The 18761-nt window shown below is 39.4% G+C and carries 12 protein-coding genes; 9 read left to right on the top strand and 3 right to left on the bottom strand.

Features of this window, described 5'->3' with window-relative positions:
- Window positions 1-42: 42 nt before the first annotated feature.
- Complete coding sequence (locus tag HJP15_RS13740; RefSeq protein ID WP_170174001.1) at window positions 43-1533, top strand: dipeptidase; 1491 nt, start codon at window positions 43-45, stop codon at window positions 1531-1533.
- 61 nt (window positions 1534-1594) lie between these two features.
- Here the strand turns inward: HJP15_RS13740 and HJP15_RS13735 are convergent, their stop codons facing one another.
- Entirely contained in the window at window positions 1595-2380 is a 786-nt protein-coding gene (locus HJP15_RS13735) for a putative porin (protein WP_170174000.1), read from the bottom strand.
- Window positions 2381-2621: 241 nt separating this feature from the next.
- Here HJP15_RS13735 and HJP15_RS13730 point away from each other — a divergent pair, with 241 nt between their 5' ends.
- From HJP15_RS13730 to HJP15_RS13700, 7 genes are all read left to right on the top strand, one after another.
- Window positions 2622-3242 (top strand): OB-fold-containig protein, encoded by a 621-nt coding sequence (locus HJP15_RS13730; protein WP_170173999.1) that lies wholly within the window; start codon window positions 2622-2624, stop codon window positions 3240-3242.
- A 60-nt stretch (window positions 3243-3302) separates the two neighbouring features.
- Window positions 3303-5405 (top strand): SPFH domain-containing protein, encoded by a 2103-nt coding sequence (locus HJP15_RS13725; RefSeq protein ID WP_054206751.1) that lies wholly within the window; start codon window positions 3303-3305, stop codon window positions 5403-5405.
- A gap of 82 nt (window positions 5406-5487) precedes the next feature.
- The gene (locus HJP15_RS13720) at window positions 5488-11826 is read left to right on the top strand and encodes a DNA repair ATPase (RefSeq protein WP_249365867.1); all 6339 of its coding nucleotides are present in this window, start codon (window positions 5488-5490) and stop codon (window positions 11824-11826) included.
- 71 nt (window positions 11827-11897) lie between these two features.
- Window positions 11898-12254: a biotin/lipoyl-containing protein gene (locus HJP15_RS13715; RefSeq protein ID WP_170173998.1), complete on the top strand. Its 357-nt coding sequence runs from the start codon at window positions 11898-11900 to the stop codon at window positions 12252-12254.
- A 188-nt stretch (window positions 12255-12442) separates the two neighbouring features.
- Window positions 12443-12919: a protein-tyrosine phosphatase family protein gene (locus HJP15_RS13710; protein ID WP_170173997.1), complete on the top strand. Its 477-nt coding sequence runs from the start codon at window positions 12443-12445 to the stop codon at window positions 12917-12919.
- A gap of 1247 nt (window positions 12920-14166) precedes the next feature.
- A complete protein-coding gene (locus HJP15_RS13705) occupies window positions 14167-14424 on the top strand; it encodes a type II toxin-antitoxin system Phd/YefM family antitoxin (RefSeq protein WP_054206756.1) in 258 nt (85 codons plus the stop codon).
- A complete protein-coding gene (locus HJP15_RS13700) occupies window positions 14412-14711 on the top strand; it encodes a type II toxin-antitoxin system RelE/ParE family toxin (RefSeq protein WP_169327979.1) in 300 nt (99 codons plus the stop codon). Before HJP15_RS13705 ends, HJP15_RS13700 begins: the two co-directional genes overlap by 13 nt.
- 61 nt (window positions 14712-14772) lie before the next feature.
- Here the strand turns inward: HJP15_RS13700 and HJP15_RS13695 are convergent, their stop codons facing one another.
- Together HJP15_RS13695 and HJP15_RS13690 are read right to left on the bottom strand one after the other, a co-directional pair.
- A complete protein-coding gene (locus HJP15_RS13695; protein ID WP_349304633.1) occupies window positions 14773-17052 on the bottom strand; it encodes a TonB-dependent siderophore receptor in 2280 nt (759 codons plus the stop codon).
- A gap of 228 nt (window positions 17053-17280) precedes the next feature.
- On the bottom strand, window positions 17281-17835 hold the full coding sequence (locus tag HJP15_RS13690; protein ID WP_054206760.1) for a TFIIB-type zinc ribbon-containing protein: 555 nt from the start codon (window positions 17833-17835) through the stop codon (window positions 17281-17283).
- 345 nt (window positions 17836-18180) lie between these two features.
- Here HJP15_RS13690 and HJP15_RS13685 point away from each other — a divergent pair, with 345 nt between their 5' ends.
- Window positions 18181-18744, top strand: coding sequence for a helix-turn-helix domain-containing protein (locus HJP15_RS13685; RefSeq protein WP_170173996.1), 564 nt, complete (start codon window positions 18181-18183; stop codon window positions 18742-18744).
- Window positions 18745-18761: the final 17 nt, after the last annotated feature.

Raw genomic sequence — 18761 nt, 5'->3', positions numbered from 1 at the left:
GATGTCACCTAATTTGGTCTTTCAATTTAATAGGATCTCGCTTTGAAACAATTTTTTTTAGCAAGCTTGGCGTTATTAGCTGCAACTGCTCACGCCAATATAGATAGTCGTAGTGATGCGGTTGCGCAGTACGCAGTAAACACATACCAAGATGCACAAATTCACACTTTAGCAAATATGGTTTCTTTTCCAACAGTCAATAAAAACGGAATTAATACACCAGACAACCCAGACTTTATTGGTTTTAAAGCGCTATTAAAAATGAAAGCAGCAGCGCTGGGATTTGATTATCAAGATTTGGGTTACACCGTTTTAATTGGCATGGGCAAGCAAACAGAAAAAGTAACGATAGTCACCCATGGTGATGTGCAACCCGCTAACGCCAGCAAATGGAAAAAAAGCCCGTTTGAAATCGACAGTACTTCAGAGCCAGGCAAATTGATTGCTCGCGGTACAGAGGATGACAAAGGCGCTATTGCCACAGCGCTTTATGCAATGAAAGCAATAAAAGATCAGGGCATTGACCTTAATAATCGCATTGAGCTAATGATTTATTTAGCTGAAGAGTCTGATTGGGGACCCCTTGAAGAGTTTATGAGGACCTACCCACAACCAAAGTATGCGGTGACGATTGATGCCTCATACCCTGTAGTTGTGGCAGAAAAAGGCTGGAGTTTGGTTGAACCTACTTTTAATGCAACATCGGCACAAACTAGCGCGTATGTAAGCGAACTTAAAGGTGGCGCATTTAAAAGCCAAATTCCGGAAGATGCCAGTGTTATATTACATAATGCCGATACAGTATTAGTTAGCAAGCTTAAACATGCAGCGAGTGCACTAAACGCTGTAGAGTTTAACTTTAGCGAACAAGAAAGTGGAATATTAATTAGCGTTAAAGGTATGTCAGCTCATTCTTCAGAGCCGGAGTCGGGTGTGAATGCCATTGCCTACTTAGCTGAACTTTTTAAAGGCATTAAGCTTGAAAGTAATAGCGATGCACAAACAATTCATTTTATTAACCAGCTGATAGGCCTTGATATACACGGTAAAGATTTTGGTGATATAGCATATGAGCATAACTTTATGGGACCAATGACGGTGGCACCAACACTGATTGAGCGTGATGGTAATGCACTCACACTTGCAGTGAACTTGCGTCGCCCAGTTGGTAAAGATGAAGCTGTATTACGCACACAAATAAACAGCGCTTTGGCAAATTGGCAATCTGTAAATAAAGCCAAGTTGAGTAATATTGATATCGTGATTGGTAAACCAATGCTGCTCGACAGCGCACCACACGCTCAGGCTTTACTTGATATATTTAAACACTTTACTGGCGATAAAGACGCGGGCTTTGTATCGATTGGTGGTGGCACAAACGCAAAACTATTTGATAATGCCGTATCGTTCGGTCCATCAATGCCAGGAAAGCGTTACACAGGCCATTCAGAGCATGAGTTTATTACTGTAGAGCAGCTTAAGTTAAACTTAAAAATGTACACCGCGATGATGATTGAACTGGGAAATATGTAATACTTTAAATACCATAAATTGCCGCTGATTAGCGGCAATTAACCACGTTCAGGTTCGTTAATTAAAACTGTGCGACAAATTTAGCTGCGTATTGTTCACCTTCCTCAACATCGCTAAAGTGAGCCGCAAAATAATATTGGCTATTTATAAAATATTTAGCTTCAAGTTGCAGATGTGAATCAGCAACACCCGCGCCAATAGCCACATTGCGATTAAAATAATAATTAGCCATACCAGAGAATACTGAATCAACACCATTGTCTTCATAAGTTAAATCAACACTTAAATAGCGCTCATGACTAAGGTGGTGAAAATAACGCGTAGAGGCATTCCAAGTATCAATATCATCGTCAGTTTCAATCGTAAAACCAAGGTAATCTGTGTCATTTAGTTGATGATTGTATTGAGCTTTAAACCAATAAATCGTATCGGCGGCTTTAAACTCAGCTAAACGAACTGACACTTTGAGCGACTGTGCAAATACATACCCTAAGCCTAATGAATAGTCGTCGGTTTCACCTAAGTCTGCAAGCTCAACACTTGCAAACCAATTATTATAAAAGCCCTCAGCAAACAGCCCAAAGTTGTCTGCGTCATCAGCATTAAGGTAATCAAGCTTAATGTTAGTATCAGTGTCTAAGTAACCAAAATCATCCCATACGCCAGAATGTTGTTGCGGTGCAAAATAGTAATGGCTAGAAAGCGCGACAGAGTCATTATCGTTAGTTATATTTTTTAAGGTGTTATATGTTGCGGTATTAAACCATTGATGGGTTTTAGGCTCCGATGCAATAACAGGCAGGGAGCATGATAAAGCAAAAAGTGACAGTGGGATTAAGTAGCGCATAAATATCCTTTTAGAATAGCGAAGTTTGTATTTCAGCATTCTAAGTTAAGTAATGCATTTATCGCTAATTATATAGGTGAAATACTAGGCAGCGTTAGTTAATTTAGCGTATTCGTAGCCAAAAGTTATTTACATTGTTTATATTTCAAACCCATAATAGGTATAAATAACTTAACAAATACATCGCTAGATGATAAAAGTTATATGCAAGTATTGTAATTAAAAAATGGACTGCAGTTATATGGAATTTTTAAACTTAGCTCTTACCTTTCCCACTGTTGTTTTTTCAGCGCTGTTATTGGTTGTCGTGTTGTTTTGGGCAATAACTTTAATCGGCTTTGCTGATATTGATATGTTTGAATCTGATCTTGATATTGACGCTGATGCATCGCAAAGCTCAGGCATCAGTTCATGGCTGAATATGGGCTTTGGTGGCATACCTATCACGGTGTCAGTTAGTCTTGTTGTGATGATTAGTTGGTTAATCAGTATTTACGCACATAAGTTTTTTGCTTATTTACTTGGTGATGGCATTTTATTTTATATTTTAGGTGTGGTGATGCTAGTAACCTGTTTGGTGGTTGCCATTCCCGTTGCGGCTATTATTTCACGCCCACTTCAGCGCTTTTTTACTAGCGCAGAAACCTCCCAAAGTTCTGATTTACTTGGTTTAGAGTGTATTGTTGTTACAGGCAAAGTAACCAATACATTCGGTCAAGCACGCGTTCAATTTCAAGGCACTGAGCAATTAATCGAAGTCAGAGCAGAAAATAACGAACCCTTTACTTCAGGCGACACTGCTGTGTTGCTTGATCACCTCAAAGAGCAACATTGTTACATTATTGCCGCAAAGCCTTGGTAATTTCCTGCGTTTTAGGAATAAGTAACATATAACAAATCAATAATCACGTTAGGACATAACATGGAATTTTTAGATAACCTCATACCTATATTAACCTTTGTAGGTATAGCAATAGCGGTCATTTTTGCTATTTTGCTTATTATTGGCAAGTTTTATCGTAAAGTAGAGCAAGGCCAAGCGCTGATCATTAATAAAATGAAAAATGAGCCCGATGTCACCACTACAGGCGGTATTGTTTATCCTGTAATCCATAAAATGGAAGTAATGGATATTTCCACTAAACGTATGGTACTTGAGCGTAAAGATAAAGGTGGTTTGATCTGTAAGGACAATATTCGTGCCGACATTGCTATTACATTTTATATTCGTGTAAACGAAAATAAAGAAGATATTTTACGTGTTGCTAAGCATGTAGGGTGTGCTCGCGCCTCTGAGCACGACACTTTGCAAGAACTGTTTGAAGCCAAATTTTCAGAAGCGCTTAAAACAGTGGGTAAGCGCATGGATTTTGTTGAGTTATTTACTCATCGAAATGAATTTCGCGACAATATAAAAGAAGTGATTGGCCAAGACTTATCAGGCTATACGCTTGAAGATGTAGCAATCGATTACCTTGAACAAACGTCGATTGATAAGCTTGATCCGCAAAACATTCTTGATGCTGAAGGTATTCGCCGCATCACCGAAATGACCGCTGTACAAAACGTATCGACCAACCAATTAAAGTGTGACGAACGCGCTAAAATTGAGATCCAAAATCAAGAAGCCACCGAAAAATCACTCGAAATTGAGCGTCAAAAGCAAGATGCCATGTCGCGCCAAGTACGAGAAATAGAAACCGTTAAAGCGCGCGAATTTGCCGAAGCTGAAAAAGTACGTCAAGAAGAGCGCCTTAAATCAGAACAAGCACGTATTCAGTCTGAAGAAGCTATTGGTATCAGCGAGCAAAATAAACAGCGTGAACTTGATATTGCTGAACAAAATAGACTACGCGTTTTAGGTATTGAGGAAGAGAAAGTAGCGCGCTCGCGTGAGATAGAGGTAATAGAACGCGAAAGAGAAACTGAAATTCTACGTATTAACAAAGAAAAAGCGCTGGAAGTTGAGCGTAAAGAAATCGCTGACGTAGTACGTGATCGCGTTATTGTTGAAAAATCAGTAGCTGAAGAAGAAGAGCGTATTAAAGACGTAAAAGTACTTGCTGGTGCTGAACGTGAAAAAGGCGCAATGATCATCCGTGCTAAAGCACAAGCAGAAGAGTTATTAGTTAAAGATATTGAAGCGGCAAAAGCGCAAGAGCAAGCGGCAGAGTATAAAAGCCGTGAACTTGAAACAATGGCCAATGCAGAGCTGAGAATTGCTAATCAGCAAGCTGAATCTAAAAAGATCCTTGCTCAGGCACATCAAGTTGAAACCGCGGCACAAGGTCTTGCTGAAGCTGATGTTATTAAAGCTAAGGCAGAAGCAAATGCAATTCAAGGCGAGACAGATGCGAAAATAATGCGTCAAAAACTTGAGGCTGAAGCACAAGGTAATCGTGAAATTGGTTTATCTCAAGCGCAAGTTCAAACCGCGATGGCCGATGCAAACGAGAAACAAGGTGAAGTTGAAGCGATTAACCTTGAACGTAAAATGCGTGCAGAAGCAAAAGGCCTTGAAGAGAAACTACAAGCCCTTAACTCTATGGATCAAGATGCCCGCGATTATGAGAGTTTCACGCTACAGCTTAATCAACAAAAAGAGTTGGTACTGGCAAAAATTTCAGCAAGCAAAGACATTGCAGAGCATCAAGCTCACATAATGGCTAAAGCATTGGGTGATGCCGATATCAATATTATGGGTGGTGATGGCCAGTTCTTTAATCAATTTATGAGTGCAATCAGTTTAGGTAAATCAATTGATGGCCTAGTTGATGAAAGTAAAACTGTGCAAACAGTGTTTAAAGATCACTTAAACGGTGATCGTAATTTAATTGAAGACCTAAAAGGTGTGCTAGCAGGGGCCAATGGCTCAGCTGAAACACTTAAAAACTTTAATATGAGCAAGTTACTTAAGCAGTTAAGTAATACAACAGCGGCTGAAAAAAGCCAATTGTTGAGTATGTTAGGTGGCAATTTAGGTGGTGGTTTAGAGGATAAAATTAAGCTAGATACAAAAGACTAGTCTGGTTTCTAAGTTTCATCCCTTTAGCCGTAATAGATTACTTATTACGGCTAACTTTAATTAAATTTCAGGATAGTTTTTCATGACGGACGCAACACAACAAGCGCTAGAGCAAGGCTCATACGACTTAATTAAACGCCGCTTAAGTAATTTTGGCGGGACTTTAAAAACGCAAATTGATGAAGTTAATCAGCAGCGTATAACGGAGTTTGGCAGTACAGAATTACAAGTTAAAGGGCGAGTGCGAGTTCGTACGGAGCAAAATTGTACACCGCGTGACATTGTAATTGTAGGCGATAAAGTTATTTTTGCTTATAACGTATTACTTGGGTTAAAAAAAGAAACCTCAATTAACGACGTGTTTAGCGTACAAAAATTAGTAGAGCAAGACGATCACTTTGAAGTGGAAGCTTACCCAGAGCAAACCCGCTTTTTAACTGATACGCGCTTTATTCGAGATTTTGAAGAGCTTTATACTTACTACAAACAAACCAGTTTACAGCACTTATACCAACAAAATGGCAAGCTGTTTGCGTTATTCCAAATTGGCGACAAGTTATCGGATGTGCGGGTTTTTCGCTGGGAAATTCACCCAGACAATACCATCAATTATATAGATAACCGCGGCGAACGTGATATTCAACACGCCCATGACTACGATTTTGAATGGCTCAAAACTGACCGCAGTGATCACGTAGAAGGGCGCCATGCCCATATTAATATTGCTGACCAAGTTTTTGTGGAGACCATAGGTGGTTCACTCACGATTAAAATTGAAAACAGCACAGATACCGGTGAAGGTATTTACCAAGAGCCGGTTGATGATAAAAACCAATCTCTCGCTGATAGTGATGTGGAATACGCGCTGGTGGGCGATTTAGTACTAATAAAAATACTCCCGTATCGCGAAAAAACATGGCGTTACTTTATTTTTAATACGCGTACTCAGCAGGTTGCTCGCCAAGATGCTATTGGCAGTGCCTGCGTTACTTTACCTGAAGATCACGGTGTTATTTTCCCCGGTGGTTATTATTTACAATCAGGGCAAGCGCGATCGTTTGAAGAGCAAATAGAAGATCTTGAATTCCACAGGCAGATAAAGTCACCTAACGGCGAAGATGTTTTATACGTATTTTATGAGCCAAGCGAAGGTCGTTATGCACTGTTTGCATACAATATTATTGATAAAAACCTGCAAAACCCTATCTATTGTCACGGCTACGGCATATACAACGATGGTTTAACGCTTACCTTTAAAGCTGATAAAGACGAACCTGAACGCGTACACCCGATTCAAATTTGGCAAAGCCCATTTGTATCAGCTGAATTTGCTGCGAATGCGCCGCCGCTGACCAGCTTTTTTGGCAAAATAGGTAACCCTGATTTAGTACGCGGTATTTCTGACTTGTACAGTGTTTGTAAAGCAATAAATGAACAAAGCCCGAGTCTATTTCATTACGAAGACATGATTGCGTTAAGTCGTAATATTTTCGACCGTTATCATTGGCTTAATGAAGGTGAGTTTACTGAAATTGCTCAAAACCTGCACAGCATTAATGAAACTGCTGAGCAAGTGCTGGATGAATTTGAAAAAGTTACTGAAATTCAAAACAAAGCCAAGCAAGCCTTGGTGGATATTAATAAACAATATACTGATGTAACTCGTGACATACGCCCAGATAGCTTTAAAGCTGCGCCACAGTTTGTGCAGGGTATTGATGCGTTAAAAATCTTAAAAGGGCAAGTGATCAGCCTTGAAGACATTAAGTATATAGATACAGATGCACTTAACGCACTACAAAACCAAATTGATGAAAGGCTTGGCGAAGTAAGCCAAGCAACAGCTGCATTTTTACAACAAGATAGCGCATTAGCACCGTACCACGAAAAACTAAAAGAGCTGGAAGAACTCAGCAGTAAAAGCGAAAGTGTCAGCGAGCTAAAAACGTATATAGCGCAACTTGATACGCAAAGCGTGGAGCTTGATTTACTCAACCACACCATGCTTGATTTAGACATTGATGACAGCCGCGTACGCACGCAAATATTAGAAGACATCAGTGCTGTTTATGCGCTGGTTAATCGCGCTAAAGCCAGTATTGAAATTCGTCAAAAAAGCCTGGGTAGTGTTGAAGCAAAAGCCGAATTTGCCGCACGCTTTAAGCTGTTTTCGCAAAGTATTACTAACGCGCTAAATAACGCCAAAACACCAGAAGCGTGTGACGATCAATTATCTCGATTACTGATTCAGCTCGAAGAGCTTGAATCGCAATTTAGTGACTTTGACGAATACCTCAGTGAGATTATTGCAAAGCGCGATGACGTATACGAAAGCTTTGAAGCGCACAAACAAAGCTTAATTGATACTCGCCAGCGCCGTGCACTTAACCTAGCTAACGCTGCAGAGCGTATTTTACAGGGCGTAAACCGCCGCGCGCAAAGCTTTACTGAGCTTGATGCGCTCAATACCTATTTTGCTGCCGATCCTATGATCAGCAAATTACGCGCATTGACTACTGAGCTCAAAGAGTTAGGCGATGAAATACGTGCCGATGATATTCAATCAAAACTCAAAGCGAGTAAAGATCAGGGCATTCGCTCACTGCGTGACAAACAAGACATTTTTACTGATGGCGGTAATTCAGTCAGTATTGGTAAACACGCATTTAGCGTAAATAAGCAGCTGCTTGATTTAACGTTATTGCCGCGCGATGAGCAACTAATGCTGCACTTAACGGGAACTGATTATTTTGAACCAATAACAGATGAGCAAAGCCTTAATACGCTACAGCAAAGTCGCCATTTGTGGCAACAAACCTTGGTCTCTGAGAATGACGAGGTTTATCGTGGTGAGTATTTAGCTGCGCAAATATTGCTTGCGTGTGAAAACAGTGAGCACTCGCTTACATTTGTACAATTACAACAGGCACAAAAAGAAGATACCTTACTTTCGTTAGTGCAAAAGTTTGCTGAGCCGCGCTACCAAGAGGGTTACGAAAAAGGTATTCACGATCACGATGCATGCGCAATTATTGACACCTTATTGACTCAAAAAAATAGCTTAGATTTGCTTATTTACCCTGCAAGTTGTCGGATTGTGGCGCAGTTATTTAGCGCACAATTATCAACCGCACAACTGAATACATTTTACCATCAAGCGATCAATGCCATTTTGATGGATAAACATTTTGGTGCAACCAGTTTTATCAGCTCCTTGAATGAGCAATTAAGTCAGCAAATTGCAGAGTATTTACCGCAAATAAGTAAACTGCGCGCGCGCTTTACTGATTTATCAAGTGACTTAGCCGCCGCTTACTTAGTGCAGCAGTTAGCGCAACAAAAAACAGCAGAACAACAACAGTTTATTATTTCTCAGCAGGCCAAAAACTTAGCTGAGCAGTTTAGTAGTGACGCCAAAGCAAAAGGCTATATTAACGAGCTTAATCATGCATGCGAAAATGTAACGCAAACTGATGAACGTGCATTATTATTTTTAAGTTGGGTAAACGCCTATTGCATGCAAAGTGATAAAGTAAATGCCGTCGTGCAGGCTGAAGCTGCAAACTATGCGCATTTAAGTGCAACAACAAAACTGCATTATCATGTACTCGATGTTACCCCTATAACGCAGGTTGAACGCCTTATGGGCCAACATAAGCGAGTGCAAGAGCAAATACTGAATGTAGATTATGCTGAGTTTTATGCTCGCACGCGTAAATACATCACCGAGCAAGTACCTGCATTTGAGCAATATCACACATTACGCAGCGATATTTTGGCTGAGCAAAAAGAGCGTCTGCAGCTTGACGAATTTAAAGCACGCCCGCTTAGCTCGTTTGTACGTAATCAGCTGATCAACAAAGTGTACTTTCCAATTATTGGCGATAACTTAGCAAAACAAATTGGCTCCGCGGGTAAAAATAAACGCACCGATTTAATGGGCATGTTATTACTTATTTCGCCGCCAGGTTACGGTAAAACAACCTTGGTTGAATACGTTGCAAACCGTTTAGGGCTAACCTTTGTTAAAGTAAATTGCCCATCGATAGGGCATGATCAGGTTTCTTTAGACCCAGCACAGGCAATTAATGCCACCGCTGAAAAAGAAATTGCAAAAATTAACCAAAGCTTTGAAATGGGCAATAACGTAATGCTCTACTTGGATGATATTCAGCATACCAACCCAGAGTTTTTACAAAAATTTATTTCATTGTGTGATGGCTCACGCCGAATTGATGGCGTGTGGAATGGCAAAAGTAAAACCTATGATTTACGGGGCAAAAAGTTTGCTGTAGTGATGGCCGGTAACCCCTATACGGAATCTGGCGAGAGCTTTAAAATTCCTGACATGCTAGCTAACCGCGCCGATATTTATAACTTAGGTGATACTTTGGCAGGCTGTGAGCAAGAATTTGCCATGAGCTTTATTGAAAATGCACTGACCTCCAATTCAGTATTAGCGCCACTGGCTAATCGCAATATGGACGATTTATATAAATTAGTGCGTATTTGCCAAGGCGAAGACATTTCATTAAATGAAATGGAACATGGATATTCACAGGCCGAAGCTAACGAAATTAAAGCCGTACTCACGCGACTAATGACCATTCGTAATACCGTGCTTAAAGTTAACGCTCAGTATATAGCCTCCGCCGCGCAAGATAATAACTACCGTACCGAGCCCCCATTTAAGCTCCAAGGTAGTTACCGTAACATGAACAAAATGGCGGAGAAGGTCGTAGCTGCCATGAATGACGAAGAGCTTGAAAACCTTATTCGCGATCATTATCGCGGCGAAGCGCAAACACTCAGTAAAGGCTCTGAAGAGAACTTACTCAAGCTGGGTGAACTGCGCGGTACATTAACGCAAGATGATCATGCTCGTTACAGCCAAATTAAAGAAGACTTTGTGCGCTTAAATAAACTCGATGGAGCAGGCAGCCCAGTCATGATGGCCGTTGAGCAAATGGGGTATTTACATGAATCACTTGAGGGGATTGCCAGTAAGCTCAGTAAAAACAACCTAAGCCACGATTACAGTGATTTACTGCAAAGTGTAGGCGTTAATATTCAAGGGCTAGATAATAAGCACGCATTGGCCGCACTTGCGCAATCGCTTGATAACGGCTTTAAGCAAACGCCTTATGAGAGTGGACTTGAGCAATTAAGTGCTGCAATTGCAAGTAATAACAACCACAGCCAACTTAACGCCCTCACCAAAGCGACCAGTGAAAACAATACCAACCAAGCGTTTAATAACTTAGAACAAGCTTTAGGCAAGCATTTAGCACCACTTGATAATAAAGCGGCTATTACTGAGCTGGTTGCTGCGGTATCAAATAACAACAATCATTCACAGCTCAATGAATTGAGCAAAGTGCTCACTGCAAACAATAGCAATCAATCCATTAATGTATTGGGGCAACAACTAGGTGAACATTTAGCGCAACTTCGCAATCAAGACGCTCTCAGTGAGCTGACCAATGCGGTAGCAGGTAATAATAATCATGCGCAATTGAATGAATTAGCTACACTCGTTGCAGCGAATAATAATAATCAAACATTGAACATGCTTAGCCAGCAACTAGAGCAGATGAGTAATGCCGTTGCAAGTAATAACAATCACGCACAATTGAGCGAGTTAGCTAAAGTGGTTGCGGCCAATAATAGTAACCAAACCTTGAGCATGCTGGGTCAACAATTAAGTGAATATATAGCGCCACTTGATAATAAAGCCCAGTTAAATGAGCTGATAAAAGCGGTTGCTAGCAACAGTAGCCATGCTCAAATTGACAACCTAGGCGAAAAGTTAACGCAAGCAATTAATAGCAATAACAATCATCAGCAGCTAACGCAACTTGGTGAAACATTAGATCAGCTTAAGCAGGTTACAAGTGACAATAATAACCAACAAAGCTTTGAGCAATTAATAACAGCACTTAATATGCAAACAGAGCAATTAAATACTAAAACTGAGTTAAACACGCTAGCCAGTGCAATTGCCAATAGTACGCCAGATGCCGCGCTTAATGATTTAAAACACGCATTATTAGCGGGTAGCCAAGCGCAAATGCAGTTGTTGAGCGAGCAATTATTAGTGGCGCTTAAATCGCTTGATCACAGTGAGCAACTGGCTCAAATACTCACTGCGTTGGCAGATAATAATATAGCGCAGTTAGCGCCAGATTTAGTTAATCAGCTATTAGATGAACTAGAACACAATAATAATCGTGATGTATTGGAGTTAATGGCCCAACAAAATGTTAAAAATGCTGAGCAACAAGCCATACAAAGCGATGAACACAAACAGGCGTTAGATACGCTGTTAACAGCAATGAAAAATCAGCCTGCACAGGTAATAACTAAAGTCGTTGAAACTGACACAAAAGATGACGCAATGCCTAGGCAAACTCTTTTGTAACAGGTGACAATCTAATTAAACGCACCTTCAATAGTGAGAGTGCGTATATTAACTATAAGGAAATGATAAATATGGATATTCAAGCACCAGAGTTATTTGATTCAATGGGCGAGGCAAAAATTGCCGCAGTTTATGTCAACGATGGACAGGCTGTTACAGCTAACCAAGCATTATTTGACGTTGAACTTGAAAAAGCGGTACTTGAAGTTATCGCACCCAGTGCAGGGATTGTGTATGACTTTAAAGCCAAAGTTGGCGATGTTATTCACTCTGAGCAGGTCATTATGCTTTTACGAGAAAAATTACCCGGTGAGCAAACAGCGGATAAAAAATTACCCCTTGAAGAAGAGGTCGCTTTTTTAAAAGCTGAAAACGCACGACTTAAACAACAGCTAAAAGAGCAACAGCACTTAATCGCCACCGATTAACTGTTAAACAAACACTGGAGTCAATATTAATATAAACCTGTTTATTGCCAAGTAATTCTATGAGGGGATTTCACCTTTCTTAGAGTTAAATATTATTTAAGGGTAATTTAGCTATGGTTAAACCATCAATAAAAATAAATTAAAAACGGGTTATTTTCTACTGGCCTCGTTATATACCTAAGGAAAGTATGCTTCCAACTATATATATTGTGAAAGAATTCTCTGATGGTAAATTATCAGTTATGGCTAAACCTGTTTCTAATGAATGGATTGATGATGAATTTAGCGGCTTAAAAAGTTTAGGTGTAGACACAGTTGTTTCATTGCTTGAGAAGAATGAAGAGTATGAGGTTGGTTTAACTTTGGAGATGTCACTTTGCCATAAATACGGCATTGAGTTTATTTCTTTCCCTATTCCTGACCGTGGTTTGCCAAATACATCTGAAGCAATTACCTTAGCTGAGGAGTTGTATTCAGATATTATAAATGGCAAGCATGTTGTAATCCATTGCCGAGCAGGTATCGGTCGCACTGGTATTATTGCGGGTGCTGTTCTTGTTAAGTTTGGCGTAAATGCAAATGAAGCTTTATCTTTAATTTCAGATGCTCGAGGTGTTAAAGTTCCAGATACCGAGGAGCAAGAAAATTGGCTCAAAGGATTGTGAAATTGGTATGCAGTAAGGTGTTTAAACGCAATTAAAGCAGATGATATTATTAAGAAGACATAGATCTGAAAAGTCGCAATGTTACAGTCAATAAAGGTACAGTCAATAAAGGAATAAACAAATTAACCTTGCAGGCACAATGAAGTGAATGCCTCACTTCATTGTGCGACAACTCTGTATTGCCTTGTTCATAATCTAGAAAAGCTGAGAAACACGATACATTAATAAGGGTAACCCCTTATTACCTTAAATAAGCCACTTAAACACCTGTCATACCTTCCAAAACGCCCATTAAAACAACACCAAATCCTCTTTTTATATTTACGTGAAAGTCAGTTGTCGATTGAATCAAAATAGGAACTCGGCTATGGTTAATACATCAATAAAAATAAATTAAAAACGAGTTATTCTACAGGCTCGTTATGTTTCAATCAGAGTGTGCAAATTTAAATGGCTCAGTGTAAAAAATGCAAGGCGGATATTGTTCCCCTAGAGGTTAAGGTGGCAATGAACAAATCATACTTTGTTTGCCCCGTTTGCAAACATAGAATTAGTAGCTTTAGTCTAAAAGGTTTATTGATCTTTATCGGTAGTGCAATATTGTTATGGGCTGTTCTCTTTGTACATCATCACATGACAAATTAACTTTTTAGTGTTGTGCATTTGAAACATAACAAGGCAAACAAATTAGGACAAATAACAGTTGGCTGTTTTCGCTCCTCAGCATTTTAGCCAACAATTTTTTGCCCATTATTAGAGCGTTGTGGCTGTAGAATTACTCTTTTTTAAGAAAAAAAGCCAGTTTTGTGGGCCCTAAATGCATTGCTTAGTGCTTTAAAAGCGCTTAGAGTTAATTATAGGAGCTCGTTTTCCCACAGGCTATGGCGAGTCGTTCGCTAACCCCTAATTTCATTAAACTGCGTACTTTTGTGCGTGCTATATCTGATAAAGAGCGCCACTGCCGCCAGTAGCACATTATTATCCGGCAAAATATATGCCTGTCCTTTTTTACGCTGTCCTTTTTTAAGCTCCTAGATAGACCGCCAAAATAGATGGCATCTAGCAAGTATTTAATATTATCACGAAAGGTGCGTATTAATTCTGCCGCGCAGCGGCTTCGTTCAGCAAGCAATTATACAACACAAACCGCCTGTCGCTAAATACTAAAATGTTAGCCGTATAATTGTAAATCCGAACCCTTGTGATACTATAGTGATACATTATTTGAGTTCTAAATAGAATTTATTATGAAAGTTGAACTTGTTACGACACTTAAGCGCCAAGCTACCAAAATTTTAGCTGATCTTCATATATCTAAAGAACCAGTGTTAATTACTGAGCATGGTCAACCATCCGCTTATTTAGTTGATGTTGAAGATTATGAATTTATGCAACAACGAATGGCAATTCTTGAGGGGGTTGCACGTGGTGAGCAAGCAATCAAAAACGGTAATACATTCTCGAATCAAGAAGCAAAAGAAAAAATGAGCAAATGGCTGAAATAATTTGGACCTCTCCAGCTCTTAATGATTTAAACGATATTGCTGAGTATATTTCTTTAAGTAATATTGATGCGGCTAAGAAATTGACTCAAAAAGTATTTGATAAAATATCTAGGCTAGAAGAACAGCCTGAATCAGGTAAAAGGCCACATGAATTAAGTAACTTAAATTACCGTGAAGTTCATGTTAATCCTTGCCGTATTTTCTATAAAGTGGATAGCGACAAAGTTTATATTTTACATGTCATGCGTCAAGAGCGAGATCTTCGTAGATTTCTTCTACAGAGCTAAATGCGCCTCCTTTAGGCGCATCAAGTTATATTGAATAGGGCATTGGCGTTTTAGAATTATGTTACCAAGCGTGACGTAAGCTCAGTTGCCAACTCACGGGCTCACCGTGTAAAACATAACCATCCCAAGATGAAATACTATTAAAATAGTGTTCATCTAATAAATTATTAATATTTAGGGAAACACTGGTTTTATCATTAATCTCATAACGTGCCATAAAGTTGAGAAGTGTCACTGGTGATTGTTCAATTTTATATGCTTCACTTTGGCCATTAGCTAATGGCCTTTGTGGGGTGGCATAAAAACTATTTTGCCAATTAACCCCAAAACCAGCAGTAAATCCAGTTAGGTAACGATCAAAGTCATATGTGGTATAAATATTTAGTAATTTATTTGGCTCATCTGTTTTAAGCTGTTTACCTTCTTTGGATTTAGTTTTATGTTGGGAGTAACCTGCACTTAAATTCCAATCTTGGCTTAGTGAGCCGCTAAATTCTACTTCAAACCCTTTGGTCGTATCACCTTCTCCCCTTTGTATATAAGGGCGATTTCCATTTGGAGTAAGATATTTCTCTGAATAATTAGGATCAAGCTCTGCCAGACCATTCTCGATATTTTCATAAATGGCTGCGCTAACGTTAAGGGTATCTTTGAGTAACTCTCCTTTAATACCAATTTCATAACTTTCTCCAGTGCTAGGGTCAAGCATTTTGTCATTAGCGTCAAAGTAGGCCTGTGGTCTAAACGCTTCGGTGTAACTAGTGTATATGCTGTACTGCTGGCTTATATCAATAATTAACCCTGCATAGGGCGTTAGTTCATCCGTTACATTCTCTTGATAGCGTATACCTTGGAACTCGCCAGTTGAGGGGTTAAAACGATCATTGCGATAATCCCAGTTACTTATTCGCGCACCCAAAATCACTTTCACACGGTCATGAGGATTTATACGTATGGCAGCAAAACCACCGTTGGATTTGGTGATATTAACACTTTGTTTGGCTAAATCTTTAAAAGGGTAATGCGGTACATCGCCAGTCCAATCATGAAAATTGAGCCCTTCAAGGGAAATTGAGGTTTGATCAGCCTGCTTGCCAAAAGAGGTCCGGTCGCGGCTAAATTGGTTATAGCTAAAAATCATTTCGTGTGTGCGATTAAATAACTCTACGGGGCCTTGTAATGAAACATCAAATGTTGTTTGTTTATCTTCAGAGCTACTTATCACTGCGCTGTAACCAAAGCCTAAGTCACTACTACCATCTGGATTTATATAACCTTCAGGGTAAACGAAAAATAGTTTGCCGCCTTGCATCTCTATGGTGTTGTAAGTCGCAATAGCATTTAATTGCCAATCATTCTCAAAAGCGTGATCAAGGCCAATAAAATAGGTGTGCTCTTCAAGCGGCCAGCCACTCCATTTTGCGGTCATGCCTGTATCTGAACGTTTACCATTATAGCGGCTGCCATCAGCGAAAAGGTAGGGTTGGGAGTGTGAGTTTATAGCTCCTTTTGATGCGGTATCAGTATATTCTACGCCTAAGCGAAGTAGGGTGTAATCTGTTAGATCGGCTTCTAAAGTAGTGTAAATTGAGGTTTTTTGTTGCCCATAGCGTTCAATGTAAGAGTTTTTATCATAATGTGCAGCCACAAACCGAGCACGAATAGTACCGTCCTCGACTAATGAACCTGAAATATCAATCTCACCACGGTAATTATCCCAGCTGCCAGCTGAAAGACCAACACTTGCTTGAAAGTCTGTATTAGTGGCTCGCTTACGAACAAGGTTAACAGTCGCAGTAGGATCACCCGCTCCGGTTAACAAGCCATTTGCACCACGTACAATTTCAACGCGTTCATATGCAGCAGAATCGCCATTTACGTTGGGTCTGCGGCCACCAGGGAACTGCTGAACACCGTCAACTTGGATCAAGTTAACGTTACCACCACGCACAGAAAAGCGAGGTCTATCTAAACTAGATGAGCGTCGCGCATAAAACCCCGTCGCATGCTCTAAAATTTCGTCTATATTGATGGTTTGCCAATCTTGCATCATCTGATTAGTGATAACTGTAACGGCTTGTGGCGTTTCTCGCTGTGAAAGAATCATTTTTAAGGCGGCTTTATTAGCTGATTCTGAGTAATCGTTAATACTAGTGCCAGTAACATATATATGTTCAAGTTCTTGAACACGTTTAGTGTCAACAGCTTTAGCTGAGTCATTAATATATTGATTAGTATCAGTATTTTGTTTTGAAATCGAATGGAATGATGCGCAAATCATTAGCGCACAAGTAGAAAGTTTAAATTTACGAGTTAAATGGTATGTTTTATGAGCGTGCACAATTCGTCCTTAATTGTGATTGTTATTAATGAAAATCATTATCACTAAAGTTGTGGGGCTTTTCAAGTACCCAATTGAGGTTTCCTAAATCTGCAGATGTGGGGCAATACGAGGTTGTACTTTTTCCTAGTCGTAATAGTTGATAACAAATGATATTGATACTAACGGCTAAATTTAGTTTTTCTAATAAATCAAATTTAGCCGTAGAAAATTTTTTAATGTAGGAGGTTATTTTTCAGCAGAATATGGATCTTCGGCCATTAGGTAGGCTCTTAAATCTGCTTTTTGTGGTTGTGCATTAAGCCACTCTCTTAGGTCTTTTACTTTTGCGTAAGTGTCAGTGCCAAATTTATCAGCGTATATATCACTAAAATTTTGCTTGGTACTTTGCTCGCGAATTTGGTTTTGCCATTGCTGCGTGACTACGGCATTTAATGTGCCGGCTAGGCCTTCTTCTTTTAGTAACTCCCACTCACCGGCATCTAACCAGATACCGCCAACAGGTGCGCTGTAATCTATCCGGTGGTCGCTTGATGATGAAATACGAAATTTACGCATGATCACACCCGACACAGGGCAAATTAGGGCTTTTTTTGTGTCTGATGTTTCTGCTTCAAATGAGATGTTATCAGCAAATTCAAAGGTTGGGTTACGCTCTTTCCAAGCCGCAAAATCTTCGATTAAGATCCAGTGGCCATTACAATGCGTGCATGTGTGCGAGCGAAACTGACCTTCAATAAAACTTGGCTTTAGTAAGCCCTTATTACAGCTAGTACAATTCATAGTATCCCTTAAAAATTTGCAACCTGATTATTTAGAGTTAGTTTTGTTTTGATCTCATTAATGAGTAAACAACAGGTTTAATTTTGGCAACAGCCAGAGTGAGTTTTTCTAATATTAACGTATTTTTAGAATTGATAACAAAGATTTACTGATTTTAAGGGCTGATTTTCACAGCGAGCATGTTATTAACCTTATTTGTTATCACTAAAATAAAGAGCGCTGAGTGAATCAATTACATTAGTAAAATAACAGATGTAAAAAGTGGGTATTGATTTGACTTGCAAAGTTTACTATAAAGCCCCTGTGGCGAGGCTCAATATAAGAGTTACTTGCTACTTAAGCTAAGTGCGAGATTTTTCAAACTCGCTAACAGGGTATGTTATTCTAACTGAATATACTCTCTTTATTATCAATGAAAGCCATACATTTTTTGTTGAAAAAAACCATCCAATGATCAACGCTTTGTTTTTGCTAGCAGCTGCGAAACATCCACTCGATAAGTTAGCAAAATTAATAACCCTACTGAAAGGTTTGCAAAACTTACCTAGTACAGAAAGTGGTTACAAAAATGGACATCAGTTAGATCCTAGGCTGACACATGCGCTGAGTTATATATCTGAAAATATTAAAAACGTACCGAACTTAACAAAAACAGCAAAACAGGCAAACGTCAGTAATGCAACTTTAAAGCGCTTATTTAAAACATATTTGGGTAGCAGTTTTAGTGCTCAGGTTAATTTACTAAGGTTAGAGAAGTCACGGCACTTATTAGCGACTACACGATTAAGTATTGATTGTGTATCTAGTTTATCAGGCTTTAAAAGTGCTTGTTATTTTAATAAAGTGTTTAAGGCGCACATGAGCGTAACGCCTACAGCCTACAGGTCTAAAAATCTATGGCGTAAATAGAGTCTAACTCAGTTTTA

Source organism: Pseudoalteromonas sp. NEC-BIFX-2020_002 (assembly GCF_013002825.1).
GTDB classification, from domain to species: Bacteria; Pseudomonadota; Gammaproteobacteria; order Enterobacterales; family Alteromonadaceae; genus Pseudoalteromonas; species Pseudoalteromonas neustonica.
This window is presented reverse-complemented; position numbering and strand designations above follow the sequence as displayed.

Bases quoted from the DNA above. Each gene is read 5' to 3' on its own strand.
- HJP15_RS13735 (WP_170174000.1), bottom strand. From the start codon at position 2,380: ATGCGCTACTTAATCCCACTGTCACTTTTTGCTTTATCATGCTCCCTG.
- HJP15_RS13730 (WP_170173999.1), top strand. From the start codon at position 2,622: ATGGAATTTTTAAACTTAGCTCTTACCTTTCCCACTGTTGTTTTTTCA.
- HJP15_RS13725 (WP_054206751.1), top strand. From the start codon at position 3,303: ATGGAATTTTTAGATAACCTCATACCTATATTAACCTTTGTAGGTATA.
- HJP15_RS13720 (WP_249365867.1), top strand. From the start codon at position 5,488: ATGACGGACGCAACACAACAAGCGCTAGAGCAAGGCTCATACGACTTA.
- HJP15_RS13715 (WP_170173998.1), top strand. From the start codon at position 11,898: ATGGATATTCAAGCACCAGAGTTATTTGATTCAATGGGCGAGGCAAAA.
- HJP15_RS13710 (WP_170173997.1), top strand. From the start codon at position 12,443: ATGCTTCCAACTATATATATTGTGAAAGAATTCTCTGATGGTAAATTA.
- HJP15_RS13705 (WP_054206756.1), top strand. From the start codon at position 14,167: ATGAAAGTTGAACTTGTTACGACACTTAAGCGCCAAGCTACCAAAATT.
- HJP15_RS13700 (WP_169327979.1), top strand. From the start codon at position 14,412: ATGGCTGAAATAATTTGGACCTCTCCAGCTCTTAATGATTTAAACGAT.
- HJP15_RS13690 (WP_054206760.1), bottom strand. From the start codon at position 17,835: ATGAATTGTACTAGCTGTAATAAGGGCTTACTAAAGCCAAGTTTTATT.